This window comes from Robertkochia flava (assembly GCF_020166515.1).
In the GTDB taxonomy this organism is placed as follows: Bacteria; Bacteroidota; Bacteroidia; order Flavobacteriales; family Flavobacteriaceae; genus Robertkochia; species Robertkochia flava.
In genome coordinates, this window is the sequence record NZ_JAINZT010000005.1 from 239444 (window position 1) to 258311 (window position 18868).

Genomic DNA, 18868 nt, shown 5'->3' on the forward strand with positions numbered 1-18868 from the left:
TTTCTTCTTTTTAAAAATTCAGTTTAACATTTAAACCAAAAGATGATGTCATTGGCAGGGTTCCGTTCTCAGCCCAGTTTACCCCACTTCTTTTCTCTAATTCTGAAGGATCTACCCAGTTCAGGTCAGAATCGATCAGCCATACGTTGTTTCCGAGTAAGGATACCGAAGCCGACTGCATTCCGATCATTTCTGCGATATTGCTTCCCAGGTTATAGGTAAGTCTGAAGGTTCTCAGTTTGAGGTAGCTCGCATCATGTACGTTGTTGGCATAAATATTACCGATATTACCGGAGTTAAAGTACGCCTTGGGGTCTACATATTTGTCAACTACCGTTCCGTCAGAGATAGGGGCGCCGGTTACAGGGTCGGTTCCGGTTTGAAGAACTCCCTGGATGCGGATACCTCCACCATCGGCTACAGGATCCCTTAGCGGATTTCCTTTATCATTAAGTCCGGCGGTGTAATCGGTAAGACCGGAGTTGTCCATGTAACGCTCGGTTCTTGAGTAATACAGACCTCCCTTTTGCCCGTCAAATCCTAGGAAAAGTTCAACACCTTTGTACCGGAGGTTGGTGGTAATACCATAGGTGTAATCAGGAAGTAAGCTACCAAGTTTCGCATTTTGAACTCTTGCAAACTGATCAGAATCCGTAAAGATGATGCTGCCGTCGGTATGGCGGGCAAAATCGGTTCCAACAAAGGTTCCCCACTCTTCTCCTACAGGGGCGAGCAGTCTCAGGTTGGAAGTATAAGAACTGATCTGATAATTGTCAACTCCGGGATAAATTGCTTCTACTCTTTTTTCCAGAGTACCCACATTCACTCCTAGGTCAAAATTCCAATCACTGTTTCTTACGATGGCCATATTCACAGCAGCTTCAAGACCTTTAGAAGTTGTTTTTCCTGAGTTCAGGGTGATCTCAGTATATCCGGTAGAACCGTCCAGATTGATGTCTGTTGGCAGGTTCTCGTCATTTCTGTGGAAGTAAGTAAGATCAAGACCAATTCTGCTCATGAAAAAGTTCAGTTCTGTACCGATCTCATATTCGTCTCTGATACCTCCGATCAGGTTAGGGTTGTTCTGCTCTTCCGGTACCAATAAAGTACCATTACCCTGGTAAAGTCCGTTGGCCTCATAGGTCTGAGAGATCCTGTATGGCTGCGGGAAGAATGGAGCGCTGGCATAACCCAATCTTAATTTAGCAAAGGTCAGCACATCATTTGCTTCAAAAAGCTCATGAGCCAATAACGATCCGGAGATTCCCCAGGTCGAAACGCTATTATCGTCAGGGTTTGCTGTTGACGACCAGTCTACCCTGTAGGATCCGTCAAGGTAAAAGAAGTTGCTATACCCCAGGGAAGCTTTTCCAAACATACCCCTGGTCTTCCTGTTCTCGTAATACGTAGTCGCAGTTACGGGGTCCTTAGAGCCATCAAGGTTATAGAATCCAGGAATGGTAAGATCGCCATTCGTATTCGCCCCCAGTCTCTTGTACGCATTACTGAAAGTGTCACCACCCACAGATACCTGTACATCGAGGTTGTCGTTCAGGAATTTGTTGCGGTAGTTGGCCATGGCGAAGTAATGCTCTTCGTTATTTCTTCTCTGGCTTACTTCAAAGTAGGCCGGATCCAGTAAACTCTTAGTGGTGACCCTGTCATCACTGTAGTATGATGTGAAGGAAGATCGTACTTCCGCAATAATATCAAAGTGATCGTTGAACTTGTAGTTCAGGCTCAATTTACCGAAAGCGGCATTTTTCTCATCATGTCTCAGGTTTTCGTAAGACTGGAAATAAGGGCTATCCCAGTAAAGCGGACGTGTATCTCTTGGTCCACGAATGTTCCAGGAAATGATCTGACCATTTTGCTCGTAGTTCTTTAAGCGATCCATATCGAGCTGACGTTGCCACCACTGGTTAAAGTTCGACCCGATGTTACCGTAATTCTGATCCGGGTTGTTCAGGGTGTTTCTGTCCTGGTAGTTTACGTTAGCGGTTACGCTGAACTTTTCAGTAATATCGAAACTTCCGTTTAGCGAGAAGTTCACGGTCTTTCTTTTGGAGTTCGGTACGATCCCCTCTTCGTCAACAAGGTTGGCTGAAGTTCTGATGTTATAACCTTCTCCTGCCTTCCCGAAATTAATACTGGTATTGTAGGTAGGAGCCGTGTTGTAGAAGTTTCTGATGTTGTTCTCGTTAGAAACCCATGGTCTTAACTCTCCGAACTGAGGCGTTCCCGGAATCCATGAATCCCAGTGACGTACCATTTGTCCTTCCATTCTTGGTCCCCAGGACTCATCTGCCCAGTAGTCTGGGTAAAGCTGTCCGTCAAAGGCAGCCCAGGAAGCAGGATCCTGTGCAGGATCATAGCTAAACACATTGAAATCCTGGCTGTAACCCCCACCGTACTCGTTCTGGTAGTTTGGCAGAGCAGACACCTGGTTGATCAGGGTAGTGTGATCAATTGAGAACTGTGCCCTTCCGTCTTTTCCGGTCTTTGTGGTGATCACAATTACCCCGTTACGTCCGGGAGGTCCGTAGATCGCTGTCGCAGAAGCACCCTTCAGTACCGACATGTCTTCGATGGTGTCCGGGTTGATGTTCCCGATGTTGTCTACAAAAACTCCGTCTACAACATAAAGTACATCAGATTCACCCCTTAATTTGATCTCAGAGTTTCCGAAGGAAGAACTGGAGTTACCCACGATCTGTACCCCGGCAACCCTACCGGCAAGTGCATTGTTAATGTCTACTTGCTTTCCCTTTTGCAGGGTCTCACCCCCAACACTCTGCTGAGAGTACCCCAGGGCTTTCTTTTCTCTTTTGATACCCAGACCGGTTACAACAACTTCGTCCAGCGCCTGAGCATCGGCTTGGAGGGAAACATTAATAGTGCTTGCAGCACCAACTACCTGTTCCAGGGTGGTCATCCCGATATACGAGAATACCAAAGTCTCTCCTGTATTTGCCGTGATGGTGTAGTTTCCATCAAAATCGGTTTGGGCGCCATTGGTGGTCCCTTTTACAAATACGTTGGCCCCCGGTAGGGGAAGGCCATCCTGGTCGGACACCGTACCGGTGACCGTTTTCTCTTGTGCAAGAGTAACTTGCACTACCAACGCCAGCAAGAGCGTTAGCAATCCATTGATTTGTTTCATAAAAATTAGTTAAAGTTAGCTTGCGGCGAATGTAAATAAATAGTTAACCTGTACAAAGAAATTCAATAAATAAGAGACCTTACTTAATATTTTTATCATAAATTCAATAAAAATTGTATTTCATTGAGTTTTTATCAAAAATTTGACTTTTTTTTAATTTTGATTCAAACCTGTTTTTCAAGTACCTGACGTTAAACAAAATAGGAATGTTAAAATCAGGTCTCCATCGCTGGGGGAAGAGTGTTTATAAGGATTTTGCTGATTATTTACTCTATTTTAGGTTCAGATAGCGATTTTAATCTACATAAGGCTCAAGGCACTTCAATTTCGGATCCCGGGTTTTAAAAAATCAGAGATCTCCTTATGGATCAAGAAGACTTTGAATATGGTCTGGAGATAATTATTTATTTTTAAAAGGAAATTAATACTGTCAATGATGAAAGCTACTCCTGCACGCCGGGATTTCCTGAAAAAAATGGGGTTAACCGGCCTTCCTTTCCTGATTCCATCCATGCCTTTATGGGCAGCGCCCGAAGTGCCTTATCAACAAGCCCAAATAGGTGATAAGGATTATATGGTGAATTTTGCCCTGGACGGAAAATTTTATTCCCCTCAGGGGTACCTCAGGAAGTTACAGGAGATCAATACCGGGTTGGAGATCGGGGAAGATATGTATTATGAAGGGGGAGCAACGGCAAAACTGGAAGCACTTTTCGCCCGGATCACCGGGAAGGAAAAGGCCGTATACCTGCCCACCGGTACTATGGCCAATCAGATCGCCGCCAGTTTGTTAAGCGACGATACTGCCAAGATCCTGGTTCCTGAAAATTCACATATGTTTCGCGATGAGGCAGATGCTGCTCAGCGTATTCATCATAAGCGACTGGTGCCCTACGGTGGTGCTGACCGGGTGGCCACCCTGGAGGATCTGAAAATTGCAGAGGCCCATACGCTGGAAGGGGAGGTGTTTCAAAGCGGACTTAAAACCGTGGTGGTGGAACATCCCGTTCGAAGGGCGCATGGCAGAGTAGTGCCGTTTGAAGAGTTGAAGAAAATCTCCGATTACTGCAGGGAAAAGGGCTATAAAATGCATTTGGACGGAGCCCGTTTGCATCTGGCCTCCGTCTATACCGGAATTCCGGTTGGCGACTACGCTGCACTTTTTGATACGGTATATATTTCCTTGTATAAGTACCTCAATGCCGGAGGTGGAGCCATCCTTTGCGGGGAGGCCGCCCTGATGGAAAAGGTGAAACACCAGATGAAAGTACTGGGAGGTACCATGTGGCAAAGTTGGTACAATACGGCCATGGCCCTGCATTACGTGGAAGGTATTGTGGAGCGCTGGCAGCAATTGGTAAAAAAGGGGGCACGCCTGGTGGAGGAGTTAAATACCATAGAAGGATTGAGGATAACTGCCCTTGACGGGGGGACCAATATGTACCAGCTGGAAACCGGAAGCCGGGAAATGGGAGACCGCCTGGTAGCGAATCTGATCAATAATGATCAGCTCTACCTTCAGTCACCGGATGAAAATGGCAGGATATGGCTTTATATGAATGAGTCGACCCTGGAGATACCCAATGAAGAACTTCTGAAAGCTTTTAAAAGGGCCTGGATTTCATGATTTTTTAGGGGTGGGGGGATGTTTTAAAGCGGGCAGGAGCAATTGCTCGGAGTAGGACTAAAAAAAGTCTGCCGACCAATTTAATGGACCTAACAGACTTTTGAGGTTCCCCCAAACCTACTTTTTAAATATTTTTCAAATTCGGGATCTCAGGGGTGGGAGAGATCCGTTCGCTAAACCATATGGTATCCTTCTCAGCAGAGAAGTGAAATGCCATTTTCCCGGCCTTAAAGCATTTTTTCGTTAAGAATATACAAAAGCCCTGTGGAGATGTATTATCCAAATCCGGCTGCTCATATTCGAAACCTTTATGCGCATCTTTGAGAACAGTAATTAAGATTAACGCACAATTTATCGACTATTTGTTTCATTTCATATACCCCTTTTTGGGTATTTTCAGTGGTGGGTTATATTTAAAGGCTTGCAAATTTTTAATGGACTCCACAGAAATCATTCAATACTGGGAATCGAAATACGCTTCAAATGAGGTTATGGGAAATAACTTCAATCTGGAGCCTTTCTTGCATGGATTTTTAGCTGCATTCAGCCCGGGGCATTCCTATTATTACGTGGCTAATTTCAAGAGCATGACCCTGCCTTATGTAGCCGAAAGCGTAGTGGACTTCGTGGGAAAGAAAAGCGATAAGGTGACCTTTCAGGATATAGTAGCTACCGCACATCAGGACCAGGTGGAGATGGTGCGATTAAAGGAACAGGTGATCTATGATTTCTACTTCAATTTTCTTCCCCGGGAAGACGTCAATAGGTTTAAGGCTGTATATCTTTATAAGATGCAGGATCCCAAAGGCCGTACAAGGGTGATGTTACAGCAGGCCTTACCGCTCAATTTAGACGCATCCGGCAACCTGGAGAACGCTCTTAGCGTGCATACAGATGTTAGTTATTTGCGGATCCAGCCGGATCATACCATTTCTTTCTTCAGTCTTAAAGGGAGCCAATCATTTTTGAACGTGAATTCAGAAACGGGGCGCTTCGATCCGGAATCGATACGGGGCAAAGACTTACTCGATGTTTTAACGCCCCGGGAACGGGAGATCGTTGGCTTGCTGGCCAAAGGATTGAGTTCCAAGGAAGTTTCTGTTCAGCTTCATGTATCGGTGCATACCGTGCAGAAACACCGGAAAAATATCCTGCAGAAAACCAATTGTTCCAATACCTCCGAGCTGGTGAGCAATTGCATTATGGCCGGGCTTTTTGTTTAGGGAACGGAGCGTGTTTTTCCGGGGAAAAACCCGGACGATACCAACAGAGGCTAAACGAATCCTTTTCATATATCTTCTTTAATCTTTGTTCTCTCTTTCTTCCTTCACCATCATTGAATTAATTCCCTTGAATTTATACATTCGGAAATCTGTGTAATCCATTATCTTTGCGCCTTCTAAATTCGGAGCAGATGATTACCATAGACGGACTGGCAGTAGAATTCGGGGGAACAACCTTGTTTAGCGATGTTTCCTTTTCTGTAAATGAGAATGATAAGATCGCCCTTATGGGTAAGAACGGGGCCGGAAAGTCGACCCTGCTCAAGATCATAGCAGGGGTGAACAAGCCTTCCCGCGGACAGGTGTCTGCGCCTAAAGAGGCGGTGATCGCTTACCTTCCGCAGCATCTGCTGACCGCTGATGATTGTACGGTATTTGAGGAGACTTCCAAGGCTTTCGCTTCCATATTTAAAATGAAGGAGGAGATCGATGCCCTGAACGAAGAGCTTACCGTACGCACCGATTACGAGAGTGATGCGTACATGAAGCTTATCGAGAAAGTAAGCGAGCTCAGTGAAAAGTTCTATTCGATAGAAGAGATCAATTACGAGGCCGAAGTAGAACAGGTGCTCATGGGACTGGGGTTTCTAAGAGAGGATTTCTCCAGACCTACCTCCGAGTTCAGCGGTGGATGGCGCATGCGCATCGAGCTGGCTAAGATCCTGCTGCAGAAACCGGATCTGATCCTGCTGGATGAGCCCACCAACCATTTGGATATTGAAAGTATACAGTGGCTGGAGGATTTTCTGATCAACCAGGCCAAGGCGGTGATGGTGATCTCTCACGACCGGGCCTTTGTGGATAATATCACCACCCGTACCATCGAGGTTACCATGGGGCGCATCTATGATTATAAGGCCAAATATTCCCAGTACCTCGAGTTGCGAAAGGATCGCAGGGCACACCAGCAAAAGGCCTATGACGAACAGCAGAAAATGATCGCCGAGACCCGGGAATTCATTGAACGTTTTAAGGGTACCTATTCCAAGACCTTGCAGGTGCAGTCGCGGGTAAAAATGCTGGAAAAACTGGAATTGGTGGAAGTGGATGAGGTCGATACTTCGGCCCTGAGGCTTAAATTTCCCCCTGCACCGCGATCGGGGCAATATCCGGTGGTGGTTAGCGAGCTCACCAAGGCCTATGACGATCACCTGGTATTTAAAAATGCCGGCATGGTGATCGAACGCGGACAAAAAGTGGCCTTTGTGGGACGTAACGGGGAAGGGAAATCGACCATGATCAAGGCTATAATGAATGAGATCGACTTCCAGGGGAACCTGGAGATCGGACATAATGTGAAGATCGGTTATTTTGCGCAGAATCAGGCCTCCCTTCTGGATGAGTCGCTCACCGTCTTTGATACCATAGACCGCATCGCTGAGGGCGATATTCGCACCAAGATCAAAGATATCCTGGGTGCCTTTATGTTCGGGGGAGATAATTCCAGTAAGAAAGTGAAAGTGCTTTCAGGAGGCGAAAAAACCAGACTGGCCATGATCAAACTGCTGCTGGAGCCGGTAAACCTGCTCATCCTGGATGAGCCTACCAACCATCTTGACATGAAAACCAAGGATATTATCAAGGAGGCCCTCAAGGACTTTGACGGTACCCTCATCCTGGTATCTCATGACCGGGACTTTCTGAGCGGACTGGTCACCAAGGTATTCGAGTTCGGGAACAAACGGGTTAAGGAACACTTTGAAGATATCAACGGATTTCTTGAGCTGAAAAAGATGGAAAACCTCAGGGAGATCGAACGAAAGAACACTTAAGATGCAGTTACCGCCATCAGGTTTGGCCAGAGTCTTAATAGATTGGTCAATTTGAATATTTTAGTTTATATAAAGTAAGAAAAGTATTTATTTATAAATAGAGTGTCTGTATTTTGCGGCTCAAAATCTCAAATCATACATTCCAATGAACAAGCTTACTTTATTCTTTGTTTTAATTCTGAGCTGCGTTATCCGGCTGAGTGCCTAGGATTCTTCCAGCAGCCCTACCTCTAAAGGATCATGGCTTATCGAGGCCAACACCAGTTTTGGAAAGGGACATAGTGCCAATACCGGGTTTTTACTAAGGGAATTGGACGGCACAACCATCTGGAATATTGGAGCTGAAGGCGGGTATTTTGTGGCCGACGATCTGGCTGTAAAATTAGGATTGGGTTATGGTGATAACTCGAATTCCCCCGGTTTTTTCTCTTACAAGGGCGGTGCAAAATATTATATCAAAGGGGTGGTTCCTGTTCAGGTGGATCTGAACGGTATTTCCTCGAAGATTTTCGACAACTACAATCCGCTGTTCCTTGGAATTCAGGGGGGATACGCCTGGTTTGTGGCCGATAATATCGCTGTGGAACCCGGGCTTCGGTACGATTTTGGCCTTAATGATGACGCCGAAGCATCTGAAGGGGTTGCCTTTAACATAGGATTCTCCCTTTATTTCTAAGGTGAGGTAGCATTGTCATAAAAAAAGCATACGCCCTGTCAGGTGATCCCGTCAGGGCTTTTTTTTAGCGTTGAGCGCTCGGGGCCGTTTGACTCAGGGGATGTTGAGGTCTTCTTTGGCCGTGAATTTTGCTCTCTTTGGTAAAAGTTTTTGATTACCCAACTCCCAACTCCCAACTCCCAACTCCCAACTCCCGACTCCCGACTCCCGACTCCCGACTCCCGACTCCCGACTCCCGACTCCCGACTCCCGACTCCCGACTAACCACTACCGAGATTACTTGGTGATCTCCAATGACGCCAATGCTGCAATCCTGCCTGCCGGCAGGCAGGTACAAACCCAGCCGCGCACTTTGTGCGCAGCGGTTTTATGTTTTCCGGTTGCTCGCTGAAGTAAACTTCGCTCATACTTTCTATTGCTACTACCTACCTGCAGTATGCAGGCAGGGTCGTCCCCGACCGTGGATAAATCTTTTAGGGAGAGTACTCCCTGCACGGCGGCTCGTGATCTCCACAACCTCCCATGATGCAAATACAAACCTGCAGTGCCTGTGGCACTGTGGTTTTGTGTTTCACGGTTGCTCGCTGAAGTAAACTTCGCTCACCCCCGTAAAACACAAAACCCCGCAGCGGATGCTGCGGGGTTTGTGAGTGATTGTGGAGTCGGGGAGATTCGAACTCCCGTCCAAACAAGCAATCAAAATGCTTTCTACATGCTTAGTTCCCGTTTGGTTTTCGACTTGCAGCTGACCGGAAACCGCCTACAACAAGCTTAACTTCTTAAGATTTAAGATCACAACGAAGTAATGCGATCTCTATGTTGACTTTTATGGTGCCTCTGATCGGGACGCCATCAACAAGGGCTTCCCAGAGACATCTCGCCTCCCCGCCTCGCGGGGACATGGCCAAAATCTTACTATGAATTCAGATTAGGCAGCAAGAGCGTAGTTATTCTCGCCATTTAAAAAGTGTGAAACATGAGATTTAAGAGCTATATCCCAGCGCTCTGCATGCTTACATTCCAATTAGACTCGCTGTCAAAACCAGTCGACCCCAATATTTTTCAAAGAACTTTACCGTTATTTTACCCGGCAAAGGATAGCAAATGTAATACAATTTCCCAAATCCTTGTGCAATTACAGCCATCCCTTTATTTTAGTGCAAAATTTATACCAGAACGTATGATTACATTCGGCATCATAAAAGAACGCAAAAACCCGCCAGATCGCAGGGTAGTGCTCTCTCCCAGCGCATGTCAAACTGTCCTGAAACAATTTCCTGAAGCCTCCATTGTGGTGGAGCCCTCGGAGCTTCGTGTGTTTGCGGACGGGCAGTACCGCGAATCAGGCATAAATGTAACTCCAGACCTTTCTTCAGCAGACGTATTGCTCGGGGTGAAGGAGGTGCCAATCGATGCGCTGATTCCCAATAAAAAATACTTCTTCTTTTCACATACCATAAAAAAGCAGCCGTATAATCGCAATCTGCTTCGCGCTGTACTGGAGAAAAATATCGAACTGTACGACCACGAGGTGATCACCAGTCCAAAGGGACAGCGCCTGGTAGCCTTCGGGCGTTACGCCGGATTGGTCGGCGCCTACAACGGTATCCGTACCTACGGATTAAAATTCGGGTTATTCGAATTGCCAAAGGCTGAAAGCCTGCCCGATCTGAAGGCGGTACTCGAGACCCTGAAACAATTCGGGCTTCCGCCCATCAAGATCCTGCTTACCGGAAAGGGACGCGTGGCCGGCGGTGCCCGGGAGATCCTCGAGGCTATGAATATCCGGGAAGTAGGGGTAGCGGATTATCTTTCGAAAGATTTTACTTACCCGGTGTTTTGTCAGTTGGATGTTCTGGATTACAATAAACCCAAGGATGGAGCGAAACATCCGCTGAAGCACTTCTATCACCATCCGGAAGAATACGTTTCTGATTTCATGAAATATGCCGGGGTGACCGATATGTATATCGCCGGTCATTTTTACGGGCAGGGGGCGCCTTACCTGTTTACACGGGAAGATGCAAAATCAGACCGTTTCCGCATTAAGGTCGTTGCCGATATCAGCTGTGATATCGATGGTCCTGTAGCCACGACCATCCGGCCTTCCACTATTGAGGATCCTATTTATGGGTACAACCCAAAATCAGAACAGGAAGTGGATTTCAGAGATACGGACGCGGTTGCGGTGATGGCTGTGGATAACCTTCCCTGTGAATTGCCCTCAGATGCCAGTGTAGGCTTTGGAGAGAGTTTTATTAAGCATGTGATCCCCGCCTTCTTCGATAATGATGCAAAGGGGATACTTGAGAGGGCCCGGATGACCAAAGACGGAAAGTTAACCGACCGGTACAGCTACCTCCAGGATTACGTAGACGGGAAGGAATAGTTCTGAAACGGATGATTTTACCGGGATCACTTTCATCCCTGATGCAGCTCAGGGCTGCTTTACGGTGCCTGTAAAATTACTGAACCACGAAAAGTGCTCCTTGATAACCGTTTTTTTGTTGAATTCCATATAACCCAGGTAGGCCCTGGCGGCAGGAGAGAGCTCCTTGTCTTTTAACCAGACCAATTGCCAGTGGGTTATTATGGGGAGCCCTTTTAAAGGATAGATCTGCAGATCCCCGTTCTGCAATTCATTCTTGATCCCGATAAGTGGCATGATCGAAACACCTAATCCAGCGATCACCGCCTGTTTGACTGCCTCGTTGGAAGTGAGGGTCATCTGTTTTTTCGGGGTGATGTTTTGATCATTAAGGTAGGTTTCCATGGCTGTACGGGTGGCAGACCCCTGTTCCCTGAAAATAAGTGACATGTCTTCCAGCTGTTTCGGGTTATTCGATGTAAAGGGTTGTCCCGGGGAAGCGACCAGGCATAAGGTGTTTTCCATCAGGTCTATGGTGTTTACCTTGAGCTTGTCCGGAATTACCGAAACCATGGCGAAATCGACCTCGTTTCTGTTAAGCGCCCGGATCACTTTTTGCTTGTTGGTCACATCCATGGTTAACTCCAGACCCTGGTGGAGGTTCATAAAACCGGTTAAGAAATACGGCATGACATATTTGGCAGTAGACACTACAGAAACTTTGAGTTCGCCTGCTAAAAATCCCTTATAGGCCATCGTTTGGTGTTTCATCTGATCCATTTCATCCACGATCCTTTGGGCGTGTTTCTCCACCTCCCTTCCGAAGGGGGTAATGTATAGCCGCCTGCCGATAACCTCTGTCAAGGGAATATCAAATTGATCCTGCATGTTTCGAAGCTGTATGGAAACTGCGGGCTGGGTGAGGTATAATTCCTCTGCTGCGCGGGTAATACTTCCGAGTTCGGCGACCTTTAGAAAGATCTTTAATTGATGAAGCGTAAAATCCATAAATGAATACTTATGTTAGCGATAATAAATATAAATAATATATAATTAAAAATGTATCGCATTTTTGTGCCCGAAACGGATTCGGCTACCTCCCTGAAAGGATAGCACATGGGAATGGCCGGACCAGCACATTGGGAATATCCGGTAACTGAAATGTAGAAGTCGGAAAATGTAAAGAAAAAACAGCTAAGCGAGGCTTTTTACAGGATCGGCTGTGGATGCGGAGAGAAAATACCAAGGACATTGGGAATCCGGAGATAAAGATCTTACCAACCCTGAGAAGTCATACGCCCTGGTGCGCAAAAATATGCCCGGGTTCCTGAAGTTCTTCGTGTTCTTCTTCTTCTATTCAGGAACCCAGGGCTTAATTTTCAAAAAAGGATCAGCTTTCGGACATCTCAGATTGAATGTTTCCTTTGAGGTCCTCCAATTTATCTGCTATTTTATTTTTTCCTTTTCGGAGTTTAAACCCAAGAACCAAAAGGGCAATTCCGGAGATCAAAAATGCAAACCCGAGGAACCATATTAAGGTGGACACCCCCAGGAAGGGTTGGGCCGCAATGGCAATTCCCAGAATGAGGGAGAGCACTCCGTTAAATATGACCCAGCCTTCTCCCTCTATTTCTTTTCTCAGACGTATGCCCATCATTATCCGGTTGATACCGATAAAAACGAACCAGAAAGCAATAAACATACCGATGAAATAAAGTGTAATTCCAGGGGTAAGAAGGAGGGCCAGCCCGACGATGAGTCCAAGAACACCTTCGAGAAGAAAACGCCACTTGTCTGAGCGTTCTTTCCATTGACTGATTGCGGTTACAATAGTAACCACCCCGTCGATAGCAATAAGGATTGCAATCCACATGACAATGGAGGCCGCTGTGGCCATGGGATTTGCAAAGGCGATGATAGCAAGTATGATCAAAAGAATGCCTTTAAAGACCAGGGTCTTCCAGCTGTTAGCGAGTGATTTCAACATAATAAACTGTATTTTAGTTGGTTATGACTATTAAATTACGAATTTTAGGGATTGAATTAAAGAAAAATCTATCCTGATTCCTGGGTATTATGTTTGGAGTTTAATATTTCACCTGCCGAAAGCCCCCTTCCGAACTTTTTATAAGCATCTGCAAAGTCTTTCATAGAGACCGGGGAGTATTCAAAATCCTTTCTTGGATAATACCGGATCTCTCCCGATTCCATGCGGGGGGCATCGGGAATAAAGACACAGATAAAGTCGGGGTCTGCGTGCCGCGAAATAAAACCCAACCGGTAAAAATTGTCTTCCCTGAAGATCCCGGCGTGCCAGTTCTTTTCCCAGGGACTGGATCTTTCATCTCCCAGGAGGCTGAATTTTAATCGCAGTAATCCAGGGAAAAGGTAGAACAGGCGCTCTTCTATATTGCCCTTCCAGTTCCGGATGATCCCCTTGTGTAAGAGCCACCCCGCTGCATAGCATATCAGCAACAGGATCAATACCGAGATGAGTTCCACCAGAATGACCTTGATGACACTGCTGGTATTTAACTGTTCTGCGATACGCCTGGATATGGGGTTTAGTATCCTGAAGGCCCTGGCAATTAAAAATGTTCCTGCCAGGATGGGGATCAGGAAGAATACCCCTCCAAGGATCAGGTTGATAACGGGTTTGGAGAGCTTACTCATGTATGTATCGTATTTAATCCAGTTCCCATCCAAAGGTGGTTTGCAGAATGTAGTCTTCCTTGGCCGCCCCTGTCACCGGACTGGAATCGAAGTTCAGGGTATAGCCCAGCTTTATAAAGAAATCCATCGGGAGGTCGTATTTAAGATCTGTTTTAAAATCTACCCGAACCCGGTCGCCCTGGGTGAGACTGGGATAGGCAAACAGGCTGGAAAACAGATCCAGGTCGCCGATATCAAAAATATCCAGTTGTAACCCGCCCACACCTTCCAGACTGTTTCTGTTGGTGTTCAGTTCGTCATTAAACTTTTCATTGTTCCATGCCACTCCTGCCCCCCAGGCCAGGTAGAGTTTATTAGAATGGATAAGGAAACTCCCTGCAATGGCCCTGCTGGTAACCCGAAGGTTCAGTTGCTGTTCGTCGTTGGAGAGGAAATCGGCGTTAACCGCAGTGAACCAGTCATTTTTAAGCAAATAGACGCCCCCGATGTTCGCATCGGTACGGGTGGTTTTAGAGGCTTCATCCTGACTGCTGCGAATGGCGTTAAAGGAGGAGTTCAGGGTCCACTCCTTACCGCTGTATTTGACAAGGCTCCTGACCGAAAACTGTCTGAGACTGTTGCTTTTGGTGAAATTGAATCCCAGGGATATGGAAATATCAAGGCGGGAAAGGAAATTTTCCTTTATAGGTCTTAAACTCACGATTGCCCCAACAGGAACTGTTTTGTTCCCGGCAAAATGATAGATGGTTACCTGAGCGCTATCCTTCTCCCTGGTGGATATGGAACCGCTGAACCGGTCTCCGTTTTCCACGGTAAGCATATAGTACTGTGAACTGCGTATACTTTGCACATCAATCCAGGTAATTTTAAAATCCTTATCGCTGTATTCCGGTTCAATGGTGAGCACTCCATTGTTCATGCCTTTGATCTCCCCTATGATCCTGTCGCTGTTATTTAAAAGCAAGGTGTCCTGTTGAGCCGAAATGGGCCCTGAAACCACAAAAAAAGAAAAAGCGATTACGCCCATAACGGTACTAATCGCTTTTGCGAACATGTCGATTCCAGGTGTTTGCCGATACATAATAGTGGGTAACAACAACCTTATGGCATTATTGCGTTCTTACCAACCCGTCTTTCCCCATTCGTTTTATAAGGGCTTCTGAGTAATCCTGGGTAAAGCCCTCCAGGCTGGAAGGGTTATAGGTTTTGGATTGTGCAGACCATAAAAGCTGCTCAGATTTTGCATCATAGAAATTACTTTCCAGGTAATACACCTTATCGGTGGTGTAATATCCGGGATCATAAGCTATAGGATACATGGCGTTGTAATACCCGTAGAAATTTCCGTAATAGCTGTAGGACATCGGATTGTACCCATAAGCGTAATTGGTGTTTCCGGGAACATAACGCGACTCCGTTTCTTTGTTGAGAAGGGATACCGCAAAAATGGCATCTGCCCCGGAATCGCGGATCACTTTCATGATGACTTCCCGGGTGGGAGCGTTGCCCTGGGTAAAGGTGGCGGGAAATACCTCATGACTTTTTATAGCTGTCATCCCGTTTTTCTCGGCATAAAACCCCAGTTCATCTTCGATCAGGGATCGTGCAGCCATATTTCCGGTAAGGGCCACAATAAATACACTGTCATAGGGTTGGGATTGCTTAAAAGCTTCCTTGTTAGTCCAGGATTCCGATATGGAGGTGCTGGATCCGCAGGAAACGAGGAGAAATGCAAGAATGAAAAGGGTGTAAACGAGTCTCATAAATATGCTATTTTAAAAATATTCAAAATTCAGGGAGGACCTCCTCCCGGGTTTAGGCAGAGCATAGATTTGAGGTAAGTTTCGTAAGTAAGGAGCTAAGATCTTATAATAAATGTAAATAAAAAACAATGAATTGACTGTCAGATATTTATGATCGTACACATATTTTAGATGAACGTCTCGTTTTTTCAATCGGCCTTCCTGAAAACAAGCTGCAGCCCGTTCGGATTTGAAAGCCACAGGCGGTTATTCTCGATCTTCCAGGAGGTAACGCGATTGAGGTTCTGTAGGAAGTCGCCCTCCCGGTTCCCGGGGATACAGGCCTTTCTTGTGGTAATTACCCTTGTAAAGCGAAGCAGGGTATTTTCTGTGAACAGGGAACCCCGCATCTGGTTGCACCCCGCATATCCTGTAAAGGATTTTTCTGAAGTATTGATCTCCATGTAGGGGAGTTCTTTGGCAAACCATTCCTTTTGGACGGTTTCCTCCCCAAGCTGTTCCAGTACCCAGATATCCTGTAACCTTGGGTCTGCCAGGTAATCGCCACACCCCGAAAGTGTTTTGGCCTCGGTATCCGCGCCGGTTCTGATCTCGAGGGTTACCCGGTAGCCGTATTGCTTATCGGCCATGGTGTCGGCACAACTGTCCTGGGCAATGGTGAGGTCGAGCTGGGTCTTTTCCGTGTTGGCCCGGTATCGTTTGATGTTGGCATCGGCCGCCCTTATAACCTCCGGCAGGGGCGTGCTTAAGGATTCATATCCTTCGATCAGAGAGGTGAAGGAAATCCCTTCTTCCGAGAGTTCCACGTTCCAGAAGGGTTCATTGCCACTCCCTTTGAAAAAGGTTGCGGCCGGGCTGCCGTTCTTTGTTTCGCTAACATCGTTCCCGGTGTTTTCGGGTTGGGAGGAGGTTTCAGGTTCTGATGGCATATCCTTTTTTTGGTTTTGATTACACCCTGCCGTAATGATCACAAAAAACATGGCAAGGAAGAACAAAGGTGTTTTGATAGTCATAATGCTGTTGCTTTAGTGTATATAAGAGGTTTTCTTCCCCTTTCCCTGCAGTCTGAATCTGCCGGTTTGGGAAGGCTGTTGTCAAAGCCCTGTAAGATCGGGGTTGGCTTGTTGGTGGGTATTGATAGGATGAAGTTACAAAAAAAATCATCCGATAAACAACAACGATGGCATGGTCATTTTCTTATCTTGCGTCCTCTCAAAAATCAATTTTATGAATCCGGCAGAAACCTATATTCTACAACAGGATAAGCCCTGGCAGGAATTGATGCTGCAATTAAAAATGGTCATTGAAAGGCAGGTTCCTGGGGCAGATCTGAAGTATAAACACGGCATTCCTTTTTACTACCTTAAAACACGCCCATTCTGTTATATGCTGGCCACGAAGAAATACGTGGACCTGGGCATTGTAAGAGGAAGCATGCTCACCAACAATACAGACCACCTGGAGAAGGGGAAGCGCACTACCGTGCGGTCTTTGCGGTATAAAAAGCCGGAAGACCTGGATATGGAGGTCCTGGAAACCGTATTGCATGAGGCCGCAAGCCTGTACTAAAAAAGCATCCGTTTCCGGATGCTTTTTTATTGGTCTTTATATGATGGGTATGGATCAGGATCCGGCCAGCTCGATCATCATATCCAGTTCGGTTACCAGTCCGTCGATGCTGCCGCCCCAGCCAACCGATTTGAATTTGATATGGCCGTCAGGGCCAATGACGAATTTGGTGGGAATACCGGTTACCCCATAGTTGTCGGCTACCTCAAAAGCATTGGTCTCCTCATCCATGGCATCCAGGAGCACGGTAAAGCTGTAATTGTTCTTTTTGATGAAATCTCCTGTCATCGTTATACGTTTTTCATCCGTACCTCTTTCAAAGGTGTCAATGAAAAGGAACACCACATCTTCATTATCCTTGTACTTGTCAAGGGCTTTTTGCATTCCAGGGAAAGATGCGATACAGGGGCCGCACCAGGTGGCCCAGAAATCAAGCACCACGGTTTTTCCTTTCAGGTCGGCAAGGGCTACCTCGCCTCCCTCTATGTTCCTGAGGGTGAACCCTGCAGCCTCCTCGTCGATCTTTTTTTCGAGGATCTCCTCCTTTAAATTTTCACGGGCTTCCATTTCAAGGGTGGCCAGCAGGTCTTTGTAGGTGCCTTCGTTCCCGTTTTGAGTAAAGGCGATTTCCAGGTACTCCTTGATCTTCGCATTGCCTGCGTTGGCAATAATATATTCAGCAGCTTTTTCCTGGGCTGCTTTGTATTGTTGGTCTTCGATAAGGAATTGGATATAACGCTCGTTTACCTCTGGGGTAGCCTCAGGTCCGGCAGCCAGCCCCTGGTAGGTAATGGCCCCTTTTATATCCCCCTGCTTGTAAAGGATCAGGGCATAGGTATCCCTGTACATATTAAGCGAATTTTCCAGTTGTATCCGGGTGAGTTTCCGGGTGGAGGTCTTTGGATTCCATTCAGGATCTGTGATCTCCTGCTCGATGAGTTCCAGGGACCTTTTGGAGATGGCAGCGGCCTCCTCCAGGTTTTCCCCTTTCGCTACAAGGCTCCAGGCGACAGAGTTCATGGCATTGGCACGGGATCTCACCTCGGTGATCTCCCTGTTTAAGCTCATAAACCGGTCAAAATCGCCCTCCCGGGCATAGGCACTGGCCAGGTTTGATTTTAAATATCCTACCGTTCTGTGTTCCGGATGCTTGGCGATAAAGGCTGCGAATACTTTCTCTTTTTCCTCCAGGTCTTTGGTACCCTGAATAGCATTGAACTCCTGGATAATAGCCACATCACTGTTCGGGAACTGTTCCAGAAGGATGTTGTTTATGGAATCTGCTTTTTTTCCCTGGCCGGTATTGCGGTAGATCTTTTCCAGCTCCGAATAATCTTCCATCGACAGTTTTTCCTTCGCGGTTATACGGGACTCGATCTCCTTAAACAGGGCCATCCCTTTTTCTTTATCGGCCTTAAACCCCCAGGATGCATAAGCCATTTCATGGTCAGGTTTTAGATCGGGATACCGGGTCAGATCCGTCTCGTAAAGCCGGAATATACTGTCGGCTTCCACAGTATGTCCCAAAGCCTTGCCCATACCCCGAAAATACATCGCATGACCCAGATAGGCCCCTGGCACCGGGGTGTTCTCGGCCGAGTATACCGGGATTACCACTGCATCGTTTAGGCTAGTGTACTTTTCCATAAAATCAAAGGCCAGGCTGGTGGCACTGTCAGGTACTACCAGGGTGGCTTCTGCTGTTTCACCATTCAGGGTGAAATCGAGGTCCTGCATATACATGTCCTTGCTGGTACCGTAATGCATAATAATGTTGTCAATAGCTTCCCCCTTGGCATAGGTTACGGTAAGGGAATCGCCCGCTTTGGGCATGGCATTGGAGATGATGACATCTCCAAGCGTAAGATTTTGATTGATGTTCGCCTCCTGTTCGCACGCAACAAGAGCTGCAGCTGCGGTAAGAGAGGCGAAGAATTTAAAAGGTTTCATAAAAAATTTTTGTGGTTGAAAGCC

The 18868-nt window shown here is 46.6% G+C and carries 14 protein-coding genes and 1 other RNA gene; 6 read left to right on the forward strand and 9 right to left on the reverse strand.

The window, feature by feature from the left end; genetic code table 11:
• Positions 1-10: 10 nt before the first annotated feature.
• Positions 11-3163 (reverse strand): SusC/RagA family TonB-linked outer membrane protein, encoded by a 3153-nt coding sequence (locus K7R11_RS07625; protein ID WP_224489942.1) that lies wholly within the window; start codon positions 3161-3163, stop codon positions 11-13.
• Positions 3164-3596: 433 nt separating this feature from the next.
• Between K7R11_RS07625 and K7R11_RS07630 the strand changes: the two genes are divergently transcribed.
• The 4 genes from K7R11_RS07630 to K7R11_RS07645 all read left to right on the forward strand — a co-directional run bounded on the left by K7R11_RS07630 (position 3597) and on the right by K7R11_RS07645 (position 8521).
• Positions 3597-4790 (forward strand): threonine aldolase family protein, encoded by a 1194-nt coding sequence (locus K7R11_RS07630; RefSeq protein WP_224489943.1) that lies wholly within the window; start codon positions 3597-3599, stop codon positions 4788-4790.
• A gap of 434 nt (positions 4791-5224) precedes the next feature.
• Positions 5225-6013, forward strand: coding sequence for a response regulator transcription factor (locus K7R11_RS07635; protein WP_224489944.1), 789 nt, complete (start codon positions 5225-5227; stop codon positions 6011-6013).
• A 191-nt stretch (positions 6014-6204) separates the two neighbouring features.
• Complete coding sequence (locus tag K7R11_RS07640; protein ID WP_224489945.1) at positions 6205-7845, forward strand: ABC-F family ATP-binding cassette domain-containing protein; 1641 nt, start codon at positions 6205-6207, stop codon at positions 7843-7845.
• Between the two features lie 310 nt (positions 7846-8155).
• Entirely contained in the window at positions 8156-8521 is a 366-nt protein-coding gene (locus K7R11_RS07645; protein ID WP_224489946.1) for a hypothetical protein, read from the forward strand.
• Between the two features lie 654 nt (positions 8522-9175).
• Here K7R11_RS07645 and ssrA read toward each other — a convergent pair.
• Positions 9176-9575: a transfer-messenger RNA gene (gene ssrA, locus K7R11_RS07650) on the reverse strand.
• A gap of 129 nt (positions 9576-9704) precedes the next feature.
• Here ssrA and K7R11_RS07655 point away from each other — a divergent pair.
• Positions 9705-10910, forward strand: a complete 1206-nt coding sequence (locus K7R11_RS07655) for an NAD(P)-dependent oxidoreductase (protein WP_224490236.1) — start codon at positions 9705-9707, stop codon at positions 10908-10910.
• A 48-nt stretch (positions 10911-10958) separates the two neighbouring features.
• Here K7R11_RS07655 and K7R11_RS07660 read toward each other — a convergent pair whose 3' ends face one another.
• From K7R11_RS07660 to K7R11_RS07685, 6 genes are all read right to left on the reverse strand, one after another.
• Complete coding sequence (locus K7R11_RS07660) at positions 10959-11897, reverse strand: LysR family transcriptional regulator (protein WP_224489947.1); 939 nt, start codon at positions 11895-11897, stop codon at positions 10959-10961.
• Between the two features lie 382 nt (positions 11898-12279).
• On the reverse strand, positions 12280-12876 hold the full coding sequence (locus K7R11_RS07665; protein WP_224489948.1) for an HdeD family acid-resistance protein: 597 nt from the start codon (positions 12874-12876) through the stop codon (positions 12280-12282).
• A 68-nt stretch (positions 12877-12944) separates the two neighbouring features.
• Entirely contained in the window at positions 12945-13562 is a 618-nt protein-coding gene (locus tag K7R11_RS07670) for a hypothetical protein (RefSeq protein ID WP_224489949.1), read from the reverse strand.
• A 13-nt stretch (positions 13563-13575) separates the two neighbouring features.
• Positions 13576-14616 (reverse strand): DUF481 domain-containing protein, encoded by a 1041-nt coding sequence (locus tag K7R11_RS07675; protein WP_224489950.1) that lies wholly within the window; start codon positions 14614-14616, stop codon positions 13576-13578.
• A 55-nt stretch (positions 14617-14671) separates the two neighbouring features.
• A complete protein-coding gene (locus tag K7R11_RS07680) occupies positions 14672-15325 on the reverse strand; it encodes a hypothetical protein (RefSeq protein WP_224489951.1) in 654 nt (217 codons plus the stop codon).
• 188 nt (positions 15326-15513) lie between these two features.
• A complete protein-coding gene (locus tag K7R11_RS07685) occupies positions 15514-16338 on the reverse strand; it encodes an META domain-containing protein (protein WP_224489952.1) in 825 nt (274 codons plus the stop codon).
• A gap of 214 nt (positions 16339-16552) precedes the next feature.
• Here K7R11_RS07685 and K7R11_RS07690 point away from each other — a divergent pair, with 214 nt between their 5' ends.
• The gene (locus K7R11_RS07690; protein WP_224489953.1) at positions 16553-16894 is read left to right on the forward strand and encodes a DUF1801 domain-containing protein; all 342 of its coding nucleotides are present in this window, start codon (positions 16553-16555) and stop codon (positions 16892-16894) included.
• Positions 16895-16948: 54 nt separating this feature from the next.
• Here K7R11_RS07690 and K7R11_RS07695 read toward each other — a convergent pair whose 3' ends face one another.
• On the reverse strand, positions 16949-18844 hold the full coding sequence (locus tag K7R11_RS07695; RefSeq protein ID WP_224489954.1) for a TlpA disulfide reductase family protein: 1896 nt from the start codon (positions 18842-18844) through the stop codon (positions 16949-16951).
• Positions 18845-18868 lie beyond the last annotated feature (24 nt).

Coding starts and splice junctions, on each gene's coding strand:
- K7R11_RS07675 (WP_224489950.1), bottom strand. CDS start 14,616: ATGTTCGCAAAAGCGATTAGTACCGTTATGGGCGTAATCGCTTTTTCT.
- K7R11_RS07690 (WP_224489953.1), top strand. CDS start 16,553: ATGAATCCGGCAGAAACCTATATTCTACAACAGGATAAGCCCTGGCAG.
- K7R11_RS07685 (WP_224489952.1), bottom strand. CDS start 16,338: ATGACTATCAAAACACCTTTGTTCTTCCTTGCCATGTTTTTTGTGATC.
- K7R11_RS07625 (WP_224489942.1), bottom strand. CDS start 3,163: ATGAAACAAATCAATGGATTGCTAACGCTCTTGCTGGCGTTGGTAGTG.
- K7R11_RS07660 (WP_224489947.1), bottom strand. CDS start 11,897: ATGGATTTTACGCTTCATCAATTAAAGATCTTTCTAAAGGTCGCCGAA.
- K7R11_RS07680 (WP_224489951.1), bottom strand. CDS start 15,325: ATGAGACTCGTTTACACCCTTTTCATTCTTGCATTTCTCCTCGTTTCC.
- K7R11_RS07640 (WP_224489945.1), top strand. CDS start 6,205: ATGATTACCATAGACGGACTGGCAGTAGAATTCGGGGGAACAACCTTG.
- K7R11_RS07665 (WP_224489948.1), bottom strand. CDS start 12,876: ATGTTGAAATCACTCGCTAACAGCTGGAAGACCCTGGTCTTTAAAGGC.
- K7R11_RS07670 (WP_224489949.1), bottom strand. CDS start 13,562: ATGAGTAAGCTCTCCAAACCCGTTATCAACCTGATCCTTGGAGGGGTA.
- K7R11_RS07695 (WP_224489954.1), bottom strand. CDS start 18,844: ATGAAACCTTTTAAATTCTTCGCCTCTCTTACCGCAGCTGCAGCTCTT.
- K7R11_RS07635 (WP_224489944.1), top strand. CDS start 5,225: ATGGACTCCACAGAAATCATTCAATACTGGGAATCGAAATACGCTTCA.
- K7R11_RS07630 (WP_224489943.1), top strand. CDS start 3,597: ATGATGAAAGCTACTCCTGCACGCCGGGATTTCCTGAAAAAAATGGGG.